We start from the raw sequence: 17,372 nt of genomic DNA on the forward strand, positions 1-17,372 counted from the left end.
TAAGGCCATGCTTACATGCCGGCCCGCAACGCGGTTTTTTGCATAATCGACATCTTCATACCGGAAAACCTCTCATGGACGCCCCCGCCGCCATTGCCCACGCCCGCCGCCACAGCCGCTACCTCGCCCGCCTGCTGGACGCGCGGCCGGCGCTGGAAGACGCGCTGGGCAGCACGCTGCAGGCCCAGATCAGCGCGGCCCTGCTGGGCGAATGGCTGACGCAGACGCCGTTCGGACACGGCGACGAGGCGGCGCTGAAGTCGGCGCTGCGCCGGCTGCGTGCCCGCACCATGGCCCACCTGATCGTGCGCGATCTGGCGGGTCTGGCCGATCTGGACGAGGTGACCGAGGGCATGACGCTGCTGGCTGAACAGACGGTGCGGGTGGCGGTCGATCAGGCGCGCGCCGCGCTGGTCGAGCGCTTCGGCGAGCCGCGCGGCGAGGCGGACAACGCCGTGCAGCCCTTCATCTGCATCGGCATGGGCAAGCTCGGCGGGCGCGAGCTGAACGTCAGTTCCGACGTCGATTTCATCTTCGTCTACCCGGAATCGGGCGAAACCGACGGCGAAACGCCCACCGGCCCGGGCAAGCGCATCGACAACTTCGACTTCTTCACCCGCCTCGGCCGCAAGGTGATCGAGCTTCTGGCGGACGTGACCGCCGACGGCTTCGTGTTCCGCGTCGACATGCGGCTGCGCCCGAACGGCGATTCCGGCCCGCTGGCCTGCAGCTTCGACATGCTGGAGAACTACTTCGTCACGCAGGGCCGCGAGTGGGAGCGCTACGCCTGGATCAAGGCGCGCGCGCTGACCGGCGGCGTCAATGACGAACTGGAATCGCTGCGCAAGCCCTTCGTGTTCCGCAAATACCTCGATTTCGGCGCGATCAACGCGATGCGCGACCTGCACGCGCAGATCCGGCGCGAAGTGGCGCGCCGCGACATGGCGGACAACATCAAGCTCGGCCCCGGCGGCATCCGCGAGATCGAGTTCATCGCCCAGGTATTCCAGCTGATACGCGGCGGCCGCGAGAGCGCGCTGCAGATCCGGCCGACGCAGAAGGTGCTCGACCGGCTGGCGATGCGCGGCGTGCTGGGCGAGGACGCAGTCGAGCAGCTGCAGTCCGCCTACGTCTTCCTGCGCCGGCTCGAACATCGGCTGCAGTATGTCGAGGACGCGCAGACGCACAAGCTGCCGGCCACCGCCGAAGACCAGGCGCTGATCGCCTCGGCCATGGGCTTCGGCGATTACGCCGCGCTGCTGGACGAACTGGACCACCACCGCGGCCATGTGAGCCGCCATTTCGACGCCGTATTCGGCGCGCAGGACAGCTCGACCCCGACGCCGCGCGCCGTCTGGCAGGACATCGGTCAGGACAGTGCCCCGTGCGACGACTGCCACAGCGCGCTCGATGGCATGGGCTTCGCCGACACCGAGCAGCTGGCGCGCCGCCTGTCCGCCTTCAAGTCGGGCAGCCGCTACCGCCAGTTGCCCGACAGTTCGCGCACGCGGGTCGACGCGCTGGTACCCAAGCTGCTCGAAGCCTGCCGCGATACGCCGCAGCCCACGGCCACCGCGCTGCGCGGCCTCGACCTGCTGGAAACCATCAGCCGGCGCGCCGCCTATCTGGCACTGCTGGCCGAGTTTCCGCAGGCGCTGAGCCAGGTGGCGCGGCTGATCGGTGCGTCGAGCTGGGCGGCGAACTATCTGGTACGCCATCCCATCCTGCTCGACGAACTGCTGGACGCCCGCCTGCTCACCGCCGAACCGGACTGGCCGGCCTTCGAACAGGCGCTGCGCCAGCAGCTGGACGAGCTGGGCGACGACACCGAGCGGCAGATGGACACCATGCGCGACGCCCACCACGCCCAGGTGTTCCGTCTGCTGGCACGCGATCTGGCCGGCGAGCTGTCGGTCGAACGCCTGTCCGACCACCTCTCGGCGCTGGCCGACGCGATGCTGCGCATCACGCTGGACATGTGCTGGCGCAAGCTCACGCGCCGCCATTGCGACACGCCGCGCTTCGCCGTCATCGCCTACGGCAAGCTGGGCGGCAAGGAATTGGGCTACGCGTCCGACCTCGACGTCATCTTCCTGTTCGACGACCCGCACGAGTCGGCGCCGGAAACCTATGCCCGCCTCGCGCAGCGCATGCTCACCTGGCTGTCCAGCCATACCAGCGCCGGCATCCTGTTCGAAACCGACACCCGGCTGCGACCCAATGGCGAATCGGGGCTGCTGGTCAGTTCGATCGAGGCCTTCCGCGACTACCAGCAGAAATCGGCCTGGGTGTGGGAACACCAGGCGCTGACGCGCGCCCGCTACTGCGCCGGCGATACGGCTGTCGGCGAACAGTTCGAGGCGATCCGCCGCGAACTGCTGACCCAGCCGCGCGATGTCGCCGCGCTGCGCCGCGAAGTGCTGGACATGCGGCAGAAGATGATGGACGGCCACGCCAACAAGTCCGAACTGTTCGACATCAAGCACGACGCCGGCGGTCTGATCGACCTCGAATTCGCCGTGCAGTACATGGTGCTGGCCCACTCGGGCGCGCATCCCGAGCTGACCGGCAACCTCGGCAACATCGCGCTGCTGCGCATCGCCTCCGAAGTCGGCCTGCTGCCGGCACTCGATGCGGTCGCCGCCGGCAACGCCTACCGCCGGCTGCGCCACCTGCAGCACGGCCTGCGGCTCAACGATGCGCCGAAAGCCCGGGTGCCGAAGGACGAGGTGGTGGCCGAGCGCACCGCGATACGCGCCGTATGGTCGCGCCTGTTCGACGACGCGTCGAACTCGGGCGACGTCGAGCGACTCTGACGCATGGATACCTGATGGAGTCACGCATGCACACGCTTACCCTGCGCCGCAGCCTGCTGCTCGCCGGCCTCACGCTCGCCCTTGGCGGCTGCGTCACTGCGCCGCCGCGCCCGCCGGCGCCGACCACCGACGAAATCGTGCAGATGTCGAAGGACGGCATCCCGCCGGCGGAAATCATCCAGCGCCTGGAGGAGAGCCGTGCGCTCTACCCGCTCAAGGCCTCGCAACTGGCGAAGCTGCGCGAGGAAGGCGTGTCGGACGAGGTGATCGACTACATGCAGCAGACCCTGATCGAAACCGAGCGCATGCGCGAGGCGATGCGCGAGCGCGACCGCATGTGGATGTATGGCTATCCCTATTACCCGGCCTACCCCTGGGGCTACTGGCGGCGGCCTTACCGGTAGTACGGCCTCGCCCCGGGCGACACCTGCCGATAAATACCGACCGGTGATATCTATAGAACTAAATATCACTTTTTTGAATAAGCATTGCTGACTAGACTGCGCGCTCCCTGAGATATCGAGCGACGCGCAGTGAAAATCCGCCACATCGACACCCGGCCCACCGAGGTCGGACAAGCCCACGAAGCGCTCGGCCTGCCGCCGGTCGAACAGGTGATAGACCGCGCGCACGCGCACCCGCTGGCCACCGTCGCCAGCTGGTTCATGGGCTTCACGCTGTTCGGTCTGGCCGCCATCCTGCTCGCCCGCGGTCTGCCACTGGGCGACCCGTCGGCGGCGCTGGACATCGTGATCGGCGTCGTCACTTCGGACGAATTCCTGAAGGCGGCCGCCGTCGGCTTCATCGCGCAGAGCATCGACGGCGCGCTCGGCATGGCTTACGGCATTTCCGCCACCACCTTTCTGCTCGGCACAGGTGCGTCGCCCGCGGTGGCGAGCGCCAGCGTGCACATCGCCGAAATCTTCACGACAGGCCTGTCCGGCCTGTCGCATCTGCGGCTGGGCAATGTCGATCGCAAGCTGATGCTCAAGCTGCTGATACCGGGCGTGATCGGCGGCGTACTCGGCGCGCTGGTGGTGACGAAGTTCGACGGCGCCGCGCTGAAGCCGTGGATTTCCGGCTACCTGCTGGTGATGGGCATCTACGTGCTGGCCAAGGCCTGGCGCCATCGCCGCAAGCCGGCGCAGGAGCCTAAGCATGTCGCCAAGCTGGCGCTGTTCGGCGGCTTCGTCGATGCAGCCGGCGGCGGCGGCTGGGGACCGGTGGTCACGACCAGCCTGGTCGGCGCCGGCCAGGACCCGCGCCGCACCATCGGTTCGGTGAACTTCGCCGAATTCTTCATCGCCATCGCCAGCGCCGGTGCCTTCGTCATCTTCATCGACGCCGCCCCGTGGGCGACCGTGGCCGGTCTGGTCGCCGGCGGCATGTTCGCCGCACCGCTGGCCGCCTTCCTGTGCCGCGCGCTGCCGGCGCGTGCGCTGCTGGTGCTGGTGGGCACGCTGATCAGCGGCCTCAGCGTCTACAACCTGATGAAGGCGCTGGGCTGAGCGCCGCCGGAGGCGTATCAGGCGACAGGTATACTTGGCGCCTGATCTCCGGACCGTGAGCATGACCCGTTACGCCAACACCGCCGCCTACCGCTTCGTCCGCCTCGACGACCGCGAAGCGCTGCGCACTCGCATCCACGAAGCGGCGCAGTCGCGCCAGCTGCTCGGCACCGTGCTGCTCGCCAGCGAAGGCATCAACATCTTCCTCGCCGGACTGAAGAGCGACCTGCGCGACTTCTTCGCCGACCTCGGGCAGGACCCGCGCTTCGCCGCACTCGACGTGAAATGGAGCGGGTCGGACACGCTGCCGTTCAAGCGGCTGCGCGTGCGTCTGAAGAAGGAAATCGTCACCGTCGGCGCGCCCGACTTCGACCCGACGGAGACGCCGGCGCCCTATCTGCCGCCGGCCGAACTGAAGCGCTGGTACGACGAGGGGCGGCCCTTCGTCATCATCGACACGCGCAACCGCTGGGAAGTCGAGCAGGGCAGCTTCGACAACGCGCTCGATCCCGGCGTCGACAGCTTCGGTCAGTTCCCGGCCGCGCTCGAACAGTACGCCGACCTGAAGGACACCCCCATCGTCACCTTCTGTACCGGCGGCATCCGCTGCGAAAAGGCCGCACCCTTGATGAAGAAGGCCGGCTTCAACCAGGTGTGGCAGCTCGAAGGCGGCATCCTGCGCTATTTCGAGGAAGTGGGCGGCGCCCACTGGCACGGCAACTGCGTCGTGTTCGACGACCGCGGCGCACTGAAGCCCGATCTGAGCCCGGTCTGAGCCCGGTCTGAGCCCGGCCAGCGGAGTCCGCGCCGGGTCAGGCGGTCGCGCTGCCGCGCAGCTTCTTGGCACCCAGCACCACGGCCAGCGTGATCGCACCGGCGACGACGCCGGTCAGCGCGTCGGCGACGAAGGGCAGCAGCACGCCCAACACCGAACCCACCGCTTCCGACAGATGATGTATCCGGTCGTGCAGCGCCGGGATGCCGTGTGTCAGGATGCCGCCGCCGACCAGGAACATGGCGGCGGTACCGGCCACCGACAAAGCCTTCATCAACCACGGCGCCAGTGCGAGGATGCCGCGACCGAGCGCACGCGTCGCACCCGAGGCGGCGCGGCTGAGGTAGAGGCCGGCGTCGTCCAGTTTGACAATGCCCGCCACCAGTCCATACACCCCGACCGTCATGATGGCGGCAATGCCCGCCAGCACCGCGACCTGGGTGCCGAAAGGCGCGTCGGCCACGGTACCCAGCGTGATGGCGATGATTTCGGCCGACAGGATGAAGTCGGTGCGGATGGCGCCCTTCACCTTTTCCTTCTCCAGCGCGACCAGGTCGACCTGTTCGTCGGCCAGCGCCTTCATGTGCTCGGCGTGGTGCGCGGCGTCTTCATCGGCGCTGTGCAGGAATCTGTGCGCCAGCTTCTCGACGCCTTCGTAACAGAGGAAGAGCCCGCCTATCATCAGCAGCGGCGTCACCGCTGCCGGCAGGAAGGCGCTGATGGCGAGCGCCGCCGGCACCAGGATGAGCTTGTTGCGTACCGAACCCATGGCCACCGCCCACACCACCGGCAGTTCGCGATCGGCCTTGACGCCGGCCACCTGCTGCGCGTTCAGCGCCAGGTCATCGCCAAGTACGCCGGCCGTCTTCTTGGCGGCGACCTTGGTCAGGACGGACACGTCGTCCAGTACGCTGGCGATGTCGTCTATCAGTGCGAGAAGGCTGGCTCCGGCCATGGCGAAATCCTGTGAATGTTGTCGGGATCGATCCGTACGGCATGGATCGCGCGGCGCATGCTACCGGAAGTCGGCGATGAGACTGCAGTCGATCAGCGCGCCCGCGGTCGGCGCAGGTAAAGATCGCATCCGTGCGCCACGCCGGACGCCGCCAGCCAGAACAGCACCAGCGTCGCGCCGCCGCCGGTGAGGGCTGCGCGCAGGGCCAGCATCAGGCACAGGCCAGCGGCCAGCGTCGGCAGCCAGCGGCCCGGCGCGAAGCCCAGACCGCGCCGGCGGTGCAGCAGCGCCAGTGCCGCCGCTTCGAACAAAACCCCTATCATGATCAGGTCGATCAACAAACCATTCGCCAACAGGTCGGACATGCGAGCGCTCCACGCTGAGATCGGCAGCAGGCTGCCGCATCCGCACACCGTACACGACTGACAGGCCGAAACACCTCTCCCATGCACGCCACCGAACAGCCCCCGCTGTCGCAGCGCCTCAGACAGGTGACGGCGGCACATCACGCACGCGCCGAGCGCAGCGGTCCGATGCCGGCGCTGCTGCGCGGCGAACTCGGTCTTGCCGCCTACTGCACCCTGCTGCGCAACCTGCACCCGATCTACCGCGAACTGGAGGCCGCGCTGAGGCAGCATAAGACCCACCCGGCCCTGGCCGGGCTGGACATCGACGGGCTGGCGCGCAGCGCCGCGCTGGAAGCCGACCTGGCCACACTGCACGGCGACGGCTGGGGACACGCGCTGCCGCTGGTCGACGCGGCGGCATGCTACGCGGCGCGCCTGCGCGAACTGTCGGCACACCGGCCGGAACTGCTGCTCGCGCACATGTATGTGCGCTACCTCGGCGATCTGCAGGGCGGCCAGATCCTGCAGCGCATCGTCGCCCGCTGCTACGCGCTGGACGGCGAAGCCGGCACGCGCTTCTACCGCTTCGGCGCGCACGCGCCGGCCGAGCTCAGCGCACGACTGCGCGCCGCACTCGATGGCCCGTCGCGCGACGACGCCACGCGGGCGGCCATCGCCAGCGAAGCCGAAGCCGCCTTCCTGCGTCACGTGGACATTTTCGAGGCGCTGCCGGCCGGCGACGCCGCCGCGCTCAGAGTGGGCGGTTGAATTCGCGCAGGCGGGCATAGACCGCCGCGGCGCGCGTCGCCGACGCCTCCAGTTCCTCGATCAGCGTAGCGACCGGGATCGACGCCGTGGTGTCGGTCAGTTCCATCGCCGCCACGCTCGCATTGGCCAGGATGGCGCCCATCACCTCGTCGGGCAGGCCGCGCGCCTCGCGCGTGGTCAGCTGCGCATCGGCCTGGCCGGTCATCGTCAGCGACTGTTCGAGATGGCGACGCGCCGCCTCGGTGCGCTTCGCATCGGTGAGGTCGGTGAAGATCAGGATGCAACCGAGCACGGCATCGCGCGGGCCCGGCACGACGTCGGCGCGCACGCCCAGCGCAATGCCACCGCTCATCCGCCACTCGCCGCGCCACGACACACGTCCTTCGCGCAGCGACCTCAACACATCGCGCACAGAGGCCTGATCTTCGAACAGCGCCGCCAGTTCGTCGAAATTCGCCGGCTGCCGGCAACCGCCCGGCAGGATGCCGGCGAGCGCCGGACTGGGAAACAGGATGCGACCGTCGCCGTCGGCAACCAGCAGGGGCTCCGGCGACTCGTCGACGGCAGTGCGAAATTTTTCAAGCTGGTGCTGGGCGATGAGCAGGCGCACCGCCTGCGTCTGCATGATCACATCGCGCAGCGAGGCGCCGATCGCGCGCGCCAGCGCCAGATCGGCGCGCGACCACGGGGCCGCGGTGCCGCGCACGATTTCCGACCACGCCTCGAAGGAGCGCCGCGGCGACAAGGTCAGCGGATCGTTGTCGACCATGGGCTTCGCGGGGTCGCCGGCCCAAGTCAGCTTGGCACGCTGCTCGCGCCGGAACCACATCAGCAGATTGCGGCCGCGCGTCGACAGATCGATCGCCAGCACGCCGCACACCACCGGCGTCAGGTAGGCCAGCGCCGGGTTGGCGCGCTCGACCGAGGCGCAGCTGAACAGCATCTGCTTCATTTCGCCGGACACCCAGCCGGCCAGCGCGCGCACCGCCTCGGTGGACGGCACCTCGCCGGCGGTCAGCAGTTCGCCGTCGTGCAGCAGCGCGACACCGCTGGCGTCCATCGGCAGCAGCAGCGTGCGCGCGTTGCGCATCAGTGCCGCACGCCAGTCGCCCTCGGTCGACGTCGCCTCGATCAGCCGCAGTTCCATGCGCCGCACCAGCACGTCGACCTGGGTGCGTACATAGTTCTCGATCGCCGCGATGCGCGTCGACATCACCTCCGCCAGCACGTCGACGGCGGCGCGCTGTGCGTAATGGATACGCCGCGGCGCATAGTGATGACAGGCGATCAACCCCCACAGCCGCCCCTCGCGCACCAGCGACACCACCAGCGTCGCGGTCACGCCCATATTGCGCAGGTACTGGATGTGCAGTGGCGACATGCTGCGCAGGTGGCACATCGACATGTCCAGCTCTTCGCCGCTGTGCGGCAGCCGGCGCGGTTCGACGGCGACCGGCAGGTAGCGCGCATCGACCAGCACGCGCACCCGGTTGCGCAGATAGAGGTCGCGCGCGCGCTGCGGAATGTCGGTTGCCGGATAGCGGTGACCGAGCAGGGTGTCGAGCCGGTCGTCGCGCGCCTCGGCGACGATTTCGCCATGGCCATCGGCATCGAAGCGATACACCATCACGCGGTCGTAATGGGTCAGTTCGCGTATCGACTGCACCGCCGTGTCCGCCAGCGCATCGACGCTCATCGCCTCGCTGAAGCGACGCACCGCCGTCGCCAGCAGCGCCTGTGCCGCGACATCTTCGGCCGGTGGCCCGGCGGTTTCGAGCTCGACGATCAGCGTGCCGGACTGCCCGCGATGCGCCATGCCCTCGAAATGCCGCAGCAGCCCGCCGTGGCCGGTGCTGCAGTGGAAGGGCGTCAGTTCGACTTCCGTCAGCGTCCGGCCCAGTTCGCGCACACGCGCCGCCAAGTCGCCGCCAAGCGCCGGCAGCGGCGCCTCGACCACCGCCGCGTGCGGCACGCCCAGCCACTGTTCGGTATTCAGGCTGGCCTGCAGCACCTGCAGGTCGGATTCACGCACGACCAGCAGCACGCCGTGCGGCTGTATCGAGCCGGCAAGGTGGATGAGCTCGCGCTCGCAGTTGGTCAGGTCGGCCTGACCGAAAGGCGGACTGTAGAGAGGATCGTTCACTTTGCGCGACACGCTCAGTGCATGCGACCCCTGACCCCCACGCCGGGACCGCGCGGCTGCACTGCGCGGATGATGAGACCGATGGTGTTCGAGTCTCCGTTATGGATCAGTACTGCCGACAGTTCAACATCGACGTCGTGCCCGCGCTCGTTGCGCATGCGCGTCGCCAGACGCAGCGTGCCGCTCTGCCGCACCGCGGCGAGCAGACCACCCAGTCCGTCGCTCTCGCCCGACAGCCACGCCGCCATCGAGCGGCCACGCAGCGACGCCATGTCGACGCCCTGCACCAGCTCGACGAAGGCCGGGTTGGCACTCAGCAGCACCCCCTGTTCGTCGGTGAAGGCGACCGCATCAGGTGTCAGGCGCACCAGTTCCGGCAGCATCGCATCGTCGACCGCCGGCGGCATCTGCCCGCCTTCGGGCCAGGCGCGCATCAACAGCAGCGTGCTGCCCTCGTCGCGGAACAGCGATACCCAAGCGTGGATGCGGCCGCCCGACGCCAGGTCGAGCATCGCGTCACCCGGGCGCTCGGACACCCGTACCGTGCCCAGTAGCTCCTCCAGCGCGGGCAGCGAGGACGGCGCCAGCGCGTAGCCGGCCTGACGGCCCGGCATGTCCTGCACCGTGCCGCCGAACAGACGGCCGGCGGCACGGTTGGCATCGACGATGCGCAAGGTGTCGGCGTCCACCACCAGCACTGCGTCGGTGGCGATCTGGAACAGCAGGCGGTAGCGGGTTTCCGCCTGGCGCATGCGCCAGTAGTCGCGCTCCATCGATTGCTGGGCGTCGACCAGCCGCTGCTGCATCGCCGAGACGGCGCGCAGGTCGCGTCCGACCACCAGCAGCGGACCGCCGTGGCCGAGGCGCACGGCGGTGTAGGCCACCGGCAGATCGCTGCCGGCCAGCGACGGGTGGTTGATGTGGCGGGTGCGCGAAACGCCGGACTCGGCCGCCTCGCTCAGCAGGTCCTCGACCTTGCGGCGGGTGTCCGGCGTCACCGTGTCTATCCACTGGCGGCCCAGCCATTCGCCCGCCGCTGCGCTGACCGGCTCGGTGCCGCCCAGCGCAACACTGCGGATGACGCCCTTGTCGTCGATCACCAGCGCAATGTCGCTGGCGACCGACACCAGCATGTCGGCCAACTCCGGTGCCACATCGGAGAAGGCGCTCAGGTCTCCTGGATCGTTCGGTAGCTTGTTCACGGCATGGGCCTGGTTAGCAGGACGGAGAGATACGGGACCGACCTGCTGCAAATTTCGGGCCCGGCCTGGACCGGGACATGCGCTGCCGCGTGGTTCGGAAAAGCCCGGTACGCGCAATTCAACGGAAGCACACCCGCTGATCACCGGACTGCCGACGGCGCAATCGCGACAACGCCTTCAATTGCTTGAGTTTAACGCCTGCATGCTACGGCAAGTCGCTTGCCGGCACACGTGACCGGCGTCAAAAAGTGCGGCGCGTCAGCCAAAGGGGGCATTCAGGCGGACGATGGACAGATTCAGCGCTGCCGCAAACGCGACCCACACCGCATACGGCAGCAAAAGCGCGGCCGCACGTGCGGACCATGGTCGCAGGCGGACCATCAGGAACACCACCGACAGCCACAGCAGCACGACTTCGGCCAGCGCCCAGTCGGGACGGCGCAGATGGAAGAACAGCGCACTCCACAGCACGTTCAGGCCACCGTTGGCGGCGAACATCGCCAGCAACTGGCGACGCCCTCGCGCGTCCGGCGCATGGCGCCAGCCGAGCACACCGGCGGCGGCGGCAAGACCGAAGATGAGGGTCCAGGCCGGCCCGAAAGCCCAGTCCGGCGGCTGCCAGGAGGGTTTGGCGAGCGCACGGTACCACTCGCTCAGATCGGTCATGGCACCGCCCAGGCCGGCCACCGCAAGCGCGGCAAGTGCAGCGACGGCCACCGGCTTCCAGCGCGTGGCCGTCCGGGCATTCATGGCGACACGATGCCGCAGAGGTGCGCGAGGTCCTTGAAGAAGATGCGCATGTGCGCCAGCGGCCGCGCGCGGACCAGCCGCTTGTGCATATAGGCCTGCCAGGTGAGCTGCTGCACGTCGGGATCGCGGCAGATGCTGACGAAGCGTTCGCGCCGCTTGTCGCTCGCGTACCAGAAGCGCTGCATGATGCCGAGCACCATGAACACGCGGCCGTGCGCCTTCATGAAACGCTTGCGCGCCAGCCTCAGCGCGCGCGCATCGCCGGTGACCAGATAGGCATCGACCGCCTCGGCCGCCAGCCGGCCGCCACTGAGCGCGTAATAGATGCCTTCGCCCGACGCCGGCGCGACGACGCCGGCCGCGTCGCCGGCCAGCACGACGTCACGCCCGTTGTCCCAGCGCCGCAGCGGGCGCATCGGAATTGGCGCGCCTTCGCGGCGAACGGTGCCGGCGGCGCCGAGGCCGGCGCTGTCGCGCAAGGCGCTGACGCCGCCGCGTATCGAGAAACCCTTGCGCGCCGAGCCGACGCCAACACTGACCGTGTCGCCGTGCGGGAACACCCAGCCGTAGAAATCGGGCGACAGCCGGCCCTGGTAATAGACATCGCAGCGGCTGCCGTCGAAACCGGTTTGCGGCGCGCGCACGATCTCGTGGTAGGCGAACACGCAGGGCACCTGGTCGGCGCCCGGCACACACTGCCGACCGACCGCCGACAGCGCACCGTCGGCGCCGATGATGGCGCGGGCGCGCACGCAGCGTTCGCCCTGCTCGCCGACGCGGTAATGCACGACAGCCGAGCCGGCACCGTCGCGGCTCACCCGCTGAAAGCTGCCGGTGCGCCGATGCGCGCCGGCGAGTCCGGCACGCTCGCGCAGGTATTCGTCGAACTGCTCGCGATCGACCATGCCTACGAAACCGCCGTCGATCGGCATGTCGACCTCGCGCCCGCTGGGCGCCACCATGCGTGCCGAACGGGCACGGGCGACCAGCAACTCATCCGGAATGCGGAACTCCTCGATCGCCTTCGGCGGTATCGCGCCGCCGCAGGGCTTGATCCGCCCGCCGCGATCGAGCAGCAGCACCGCGTAGCCGCGGCGCGCCAGATCGGTCGCCGCGGTGGCCCCGGCGGGCCCGCCGCCGACCACCACCACATCGTAGTTTTCCATGATCAGGCCTCTCCTTCCGCGCGTGGCATCAGCGGCAGCGGCGCAGCCGGCGCACGCGCCGCCACGGTCGCCGGCTGCAGGCCGGAAATCCGCATCGCCATGGCGGCCGATACGATGAACAGCAACGCCTCGCCGGCGAACACCAGCGCGTAGGCGACGCCCGGCTCGGCGATCAGGGCGCGCGTCAGATCGACCGCGACAGTGCCGGCGAAGCCGCCCAGTGCGAAGGCGATCGCCTGCGCCGCACCCCACAGACCCATGCGCACGCCCTCGCGACCGGCGCCGCCCTGGCCGGCCAGGCGCATCATCGACGCGATCGCCGCCACCGCGAACGCGCCATTGGATACGCCGAGCAGGAACACGGTTTCGCGCAAGGGCCAACCCTGGCCGCTGAAGCCGGCGGCGGTCAGGCCCGCCAGCGCGCAGGCCGAGGCGATGCAGCCGCCGATGATCCACAGCCGCAGCGAGCCGATCTGCCGCCCGCCGAACACGGTGCCGGTCAGCGCCACCAGCAGCATGCCGGCGAACACGCCGCCGTGCTGCAGACCCGACAACTGGGTCGACTGCCCGGGCGAGTAGCCGAACACAGTGCCGGCAAAGGGTTCGAGTATCAGGTCCTGCGCGCTGTAGGCGAGCATGGACACGAAGACGAACAGTGTAAAAAGCCGCGCATGCGACTCGCCCCAGACCTGGGCCAGTGCAGCGCGGAATGGGGTGCCTTTGGGAGGAGAGTGCGGCAGCCCCGTCGAAACCGGTTTGGTTGCGGGGCTGACGCCCTCGACGCCGCGCACGGCGACGAGTGCAAGCATGAAGGCGCAGACCGAGGTGCCGGCAACGACCTGCAACAGCCGCTCGCCGGAGAACGGATCGAGCAGCTTGCCGGTGATGCCGGCCGTCACGGCGAAGCCGAGAATCATCATCATCCAGACGATGGTGGCGGCGGCCGCACGGCGGCCGTCGTCCACGCGCTTGGCGAGCAGCACCAGCAGCGAGGTGCCGGCGGCGCCGACACCGACGCCGATCAGCATGAAGGCAAGCACCGCCAGTGCGACACCGGCGACGAAGTGGTCGGCCATCAGCACGGTGGCGAGCGCGGCCAGCGTGCCGCCGGCGGCAAGCACCGCCATGCCGCCGATGATCCAAGGCGTGCGCCGCCCACCCAGATCCGAACCGTGCCCGAGGCGCGGCCGCAGCATCTGCACCGCGTAATGCAGCGCCACCAGGATGCCGGGCAGCATGGCCGGCAAAGCCAGTTCGACCACCATGACGCGGTTCAGCGTCGACGTGGTCAGCACGACGATGGCGCCGAGCGCGGTCTGCACCAGACCGAGGCGGAAGATGCCGATCCAGCCGAGGGCCTGGTTCATGTCAGTCGCCTCCGAGCGCGCGCAGCGCGAAGGCGCTCACCAGCATGCCGAGCACGTAGAGCGTAATGCCGGTGCCGTTGTACCAGGGCGCGCGAGCGCGCGGGTCGTCCAGCAGCCGGGACATCAGCATCAGCTGGGCACCGAGCAGCATGCCCACCAGCGCAGCGTGCGCCGGCGCCCCCCAGTGCGCGAGCAGCGCGACGACGACGACCTGCGGCACCGCCATCACCCAGCAGGCGACCCGACCGGCGCGCGCAACGCCCAGTTGTACCGGCAGCGAAGCGATGCCCATGCGGCGGTCGCCATCGACCGACTTGAAGTCGTTCAGCGTCATGATGCCGTGTGCGCCGGCGCTGTACAGACCGGCCAGCAGCAGACTGCGCAGGTCGGGCATGGCGCCGCCGGCCATCACCGCGGCACCGGTGACCCAGGCCAGTCCTTCGTAACAGAGCGCGCAAGCACTGTTGCCCCACCAGCCGTTGGCCTTCAGCCGCAGCGGCGGCGCGCTGTAGGCCCAGGCCAGCAGCAGGCCAAGCGCGGCGGCGGCAAAACCCCAGGGACCGAGCGCGGTCGCCACCAGCAGCGACAGCACCGTCCAGACGACGGCGATATAGAGGCCCCAGTGACCCGGCATGCGACCGGATGGAATCGGACGCTGCGGTTCGTTGATCGCATCGACGTGACGGTCGAACCAGTCATTCACCGCCTGGCTGGTCGCGCAGACCAGCGGCCCTGCCAGCAGCACGCCGAGCAGCACGACCTGCCAGCGCTCTCCGGCCGGCAGGCCGGAGGCAACGACGCCACAACCGAAAGCCCACATCGGCGGAAACCAGGTGATGGGCTTCAGCAGTTCGGCAACGGCAGAGAGGGCTGGACGAGTCATGAGCTAACAGTAGGCTTGACACACGAGAGCGTCAAGACAAACTTACACTCAGCCAGTCCATTTTGATTGACACCGGACGCAAGGCCGCCGTCCGTGCCTCACGACAGGTCCGCGCGGACGCGGTCGGCGGGGCCCGGCCCGGCCGACCGACCCGCTTCGGATCACTCCTCGCCCGGCTCCTGCCCGCCGTCGTCGCCCTGATCGGCGTTGAGATCGCCGATGCCATAGCGGCGCAGCTTCACGTACAGGCTCTGCCGGCTCAGGCCGAGCATTTCGGCCGCCGACGCGCGGTTGTCGTGCGTCATGTCGAGCGCCGCCTCGATGCACAGCTTCTCGATCAGATCGGTCGATTCGCGCACCAGATCCTTCAGCGACACGCGCCCAACCAAGCCGGTCAACTGCTCGACCGAACGCGGCATCTCGCGGCTGATTCGCGGTTCCGGCTCGATGCGGCGGCTGACGCCGCGCACCGTGAAACCGATGCACGGACGCTCACCGCGGTCCACCGCGACCGCCGACACCTCGACGTCGACGTCCGAACCGTGCTCGCCGCGCAGCACGGTCGAAAACAGGCGGATCGAACCGTGCTGGCGCACGTTCACCATCAGCACCTTGAAATCGACACCGGGACGGCCGAGCCAGCGTTCGAGCGACTGCGTGCGTGCCTGCTCGATGCTCGCCAGCTGGGCGAGATCGACGAAGGCCTGGTTGGCGGTCAGGATGACGCCGTCCTCGCCGGTCAGCACGAAGGCGTCCGGCACCATTTCGACCGCATCGGCCACCGACATCCGCTCGCCGGATTCGGTGCCGGAGGCACCGACCTGCGACAGCCGCACCAGATACAGCGATGTTGCGTCCTGTCGCACCAGCGAAGCGGCCACCAGCCAGTCGCTGCCGCCCGGCCCACGCACGCGGACGTCGTCGGAACGACCGTTGGCACGCACCGCGGCGAACAGCCCCTGCACCGCCTGGTTGCCGGCGTCGTCCAGCCCTTCCGGGAAATTGCGCCCGACCACACTGCGCGCGTCCTCACCCAGCATCCAGTTGGCGGCGGCATTCGCCTCGACGATGCGCTGGCTGACGGTATCTACCACCAGCACCGCTTCCGACGTCATCTGGAACAGCAGGCGGTAGCGCGCCTCGAGCTGGCGCAGGCGCGCGTAGTCGCGCTCGATCGACTGCTGCGCGTCCACCAGCCGCTGCTGCAGCATGGACAGCGCCGTCAGGTCGCGGCCGAGGGCGACGACGGTGCCGTCGTGGCCGATGCGCACGGTCGAGTAAAGCAGCGGCAGATCGCTGCCGCCCTGCACAGGATGATTGACGTGCCGTGCACGGCGGCTTTCGCCACTGGCGGCGTCCTGCAGCAGCGCCTCGACCTTGGGGCGGCTTTCGACCGTCACCACCTCGGTCCACCGGCGCCCCAGCCAGCGCGCGCCGGCTTCGGGCAGCAGCGCGCCGTCGTTGAATGCAAGGTCGCGGATGACGCCCTTGTCGTCGAGCAACAACGCAACGTCGGAGGCGGCGGCAATGAGTCGTGCAGCCGACTCGGCATCGACGCCATGTAACAAACCCATCGGCGAATCAAAAGGCTTCACCGTCAACCTTCCCGCATCGGCGTCCATTTTCGCGATTTGATCGCGCCCCTGCTCCGAACCCAATCGATACCCTCCAGAAACTGATCACCCATGCGCAAATCGCACAGGCAGCAATGCCTCGGCCACATCGACCGCGGCACTCGCATCGCGCGCCGTCGCGTCGGCGCCGACCAGCGGCACCCACTCCGGCCGGCTGGCGAAGATCGGGCCGCCTACCATCACCACGAGGTCGCGTTGCAGCGACACGCGGCGAGCGGCGGTGATCCACTCCGCCAGTTCGTCGAAGCGCGTTTCGCTGCCGAGTGACACGCCCACCAGATCGAAGCGCTCGGCGCGCAGCAGGCGCAGCGCTTCGCCGCGCGGACCCGGTGTGTCGAGGCGCACATCCCAGCGGCGCTGGCGGAAGAAGTCGGCCACCATGGACATGCCGAAGGTGTGCTGCTCCCCCGGCAAGGTGGCGAGCAGCACGCGGCGGCCTGTCTCGCCCGAATGCAGATCGCTGCGGAAACTCGGGCTGACGTCGTGCAGCACCTGCTGGATCCGCCACAGGCCGAGCGTGACCTGAGTGAAATCGCACAGATCCGCTTCCCACAATTCGCCGAGCCGGCGCGCCGCCGGTGCCAGCAGGTCCAGACAGATGACCCGTGGCTCGACGCCGCGGGCGCGGATCGCCTGCACGCAGCTGCGTACGACGCCGGCATCCTGTGCCAGCACGAGATTGGCGAACTCGTGGATTTCGCGCGCCGAGATGGTTGTTGCGCTGACCCCGGCCGGCGGCAGATCGACCAGATCACCGTGCGCCAGCATCAGCCGCGGAATGATTTCCGCCTCTATCGTCTGCGCCAGATCACCCAGCCAGTCAGGGGCAGCGAACACCGGCGGGCCGATCGGCGGCCCGCCGAACTGACTGACCCCGCCCTGCTCCTGCGCGGACAAACCCTCACCCGACATCTGCGCCCTGCGGGCGCTTCGCTGCGTCATCCCGGCCATCTTCCTGCCTCCTTGGGTCTTTTTGTCGTGCCCCGGCCGTGTCGGATGCGCCCCCGGTGGACGCCCCATGGATGCGGACGGGCTTTACGGCTGCTGCGGGTGGTGAA

The 17,372-nt window shown here is 68.9% G+C and carries 15 protein-coding genes; 5 read left to right on the forward strand and 10 right to left on the reverse strand.

Annotation, left to right across the window (positions count from 1 at the left end):
- The first annotated feature begins 74 nt into the window (after positions 1-74).
- From glnE to trhO, 4 genes are all read left to right on the forward strand, one after another.
- A complete protein-coding gene (gene glnE / locus METRZ18153_RS0115875; RefSeq protein WP_020165657.1) occupies positions 75-2,816 on the forward strand; it encodes a bifunctional [glutamate--ammonia ligase]-adenylyl-L-tyrosine phosphorylase/[glutamate--ammonia-ligase] adenylyltransferase in 2,742 nt (913 codons plus the stop codon).
- Positions 2,817-2,842: 26 nt separating this feature from the next.
- Positions 2,843-3,220, forward strand: coding sequence for a hypothetical protein (locus tag METRZ18153_RS0115880; protein ID WP_020165658.1), 378 nt, complete (start codon positions 2,843-2,845; stop codon positions 3,218-3,220).
- Between the two features lie 129 nt (positions 3,221-3,349).
- The gene (locus METRZ18153_RS0115885; protein WP_020165659.1) at positions 3,350-4,324 is read left to right on the forward strand and encodes a sulfite exporter TauE/SafE family protein; all 975 of its coding nucleotides are present in this window, start codon (positions 3,350-3,352) and stop codon (positions 4,322-4,324) included.
- Between the two features lie 61 nt (positions 4,325-4,385).
- On the forward strand, positions 4,386-5,099 hold the full coding sequence (gene trhO, locus METRZ18153_RS0115890) for an oxygen-dependent tRNA uridine(34) hydroxylase TrhO (protein WP_020165660.1): 714 nt from the start codon (positions 4,386-4,388) through the stop codon (positions 5,097-5,099).
- Between the two features lie 37 nt (positions 5,100-5,136).
- Here trhO and METRZ18153_RS0115895 read toward each other — a convergent pair whose 3' ends face one another.
- Both METRZ18153_RS0115895 and METRZ18153_RS0115900 read right to left on the reverse strand, forming a co-directional pair.
- The gene (locus tag METRZ18153_RS0115895) at positions 5,137-6,054 is read right to left on the reverse strand and encodes a DUF808 domain-containing protein (RefSeq protein ID WP_020165661.1); all 918 of its coding nucleotides are present in this window, start codon (positions 6,052-6,054) and stop codon (positions 5,137-5,139) included.
- Positions 6,055-6,146: 92 nt separating this feature from the next.
- Positions 6,147-6,419, reverse strand: a complete 273-nt coding sequence (locus METRZ18153_RS0115900) for a hypothetical protein (RefSeq protein WP_020165662.1) — start codon at positions 6,417-6,419, stop codon at positions 6,147-6,149.
- A gap of 81 nt (positions 6,420-6,500) precedes the next feature.
- Here METRZ18153_RS0115900 and METRZ18153_RS0115905 point away from each other — a divergent pair, with 81 nt between their 5' ends.
- Positions 6,501-7,169, forward strand: coding sequence for a biliverdin-producing heme oxygenase (locus tag METRZ18153_RS0115905; RefSeq protein WP_020165663.1), 669 nt, complete (start codon positions 6,501-6,503; stop codon positions 7,167-7,169).
- Here the strand turns inward: METRZ18153_RS0115905 and METRZ18153_RS0115910 are convergent.
- From METRZ18153_RS0115910 to METRZ18153_RS0115945, 8 genes are all read right to left on the reverse strand, one after another.
- Positions 7,153-9,312 carry a GAF domain-containing protein gene (locus tag METRZ18153_RS0115910; RefSeq protein ID WP_043364276.1) on the reverse strand — a complete coding sequence of 720 codons (2,160 nt, stop codon included), beginning with the start codon at positions 9,310-9,312 and terminating at the stop codon, positions 7,153-7,155. The genes METRZ18153_RS0115905 and METRZ18153_RS0115910 overlap by 17 nt on opposite strands.
- A gap of 14 nt (positions 9,313-9,326) precedes the next feature.
- Positions 9,327-10,514, reverse strand: coding sequence for a transcriptional regulator PpsR (gene ppsR / locus METRZ18153_RS0115915; RefSeq protein ID WP_232416066.1), 1,188 nt, complete (start codon positions 10,512-10,514; stop codon positions 9,327-9,329).
- Between the two features lie 258 nt (positions 10,515-10,772).
- Positions 10,773-11,264 carry a TspO/MBR family protein gene (locus METRZ18153_RS0115920; protein WP_020165666.1) on the reverse strand — a complete coding sequence of 164 codons (492 nt, stop codon included), beginning with the start codon at positions 11,262-11,264 and terminating at the stop codon, positions 10,773-10,775.
- Positions 11,261-12,430, reverse strand: a complete 1,170-nt coding sequence (locus METRZ18153_RS0115925; protein ID WP_020165667.1) for a geranylgeranyl diphosphate reductase — start codon at positions 12,428-12,430, stop codon at positions 11,261-11,263. The genes METRZ18153_RS0115920 and METRZ18153_RS0115925 overlap by 4 nt, the downstream gene beginning before the upstream one ends.
- A 2-nt stretch (positions 12,431-12,432) precedes the next feature.
- Entirely contained in the window at positions 12,433-13,797 is a 1,365-nt protein-coding gene (locus METRZ18153_RS0115930; protein ID WP_020165668.1) for a BCD family MFS transporter, read from the reverse strand.
- A gap of 1 nt (position 13,798) precedes the next feature.
- Entirely contained in the window at positions 13,799-14,680 is an 882-nt protein-coding gene (chlG, locus tag METRZ18153_RS0115935; protein ID WP_081629107.1) for a chlorophyll synthase ChlG, read from the reverse strand.
- A 161-nt stretch (positions 14,681-14,841) separates the two neighbouring features.
- On the reverse strand, positions 14,842-16,254 hold the full coding sequence (ppsR, locus tag METRZ18153_RS0115940) for a transcriptional regulator PpsR (protein WP_232416067.1): 1,413 nt from the start codon (positions 16,252-16,254) through the stop codon (positions 14,842-14,844).
- 105 nt (positions 16,255-16,359) lie between these two features.
- On the reverse strand, positions 16,360-17,256 hold the full coding sequence (locus tag METRZ18153_RS0115945; RefSeq protein WP_232416068.1) for a cobalamin B12-binding domain-containing protein: 897 nt from the start codon (positions 17,254-17,256) through the stop codon (positions 16,360-16,362).
- Positions 17,257-17,372 lie beyond the last annotated feature (116 nt).

The sequence above is a fragment of the Methyloversatilis discipulorum genome (genome assembly GCF_000385375.1).
GTDB classification, from domain to species: Bacteria; Pseudomonadota; Gammaproteobacteria; order Burkholderiales; family Rhodocyclaceae; genus Methyloversatilis; species Methyloversatilis discipulorum_A.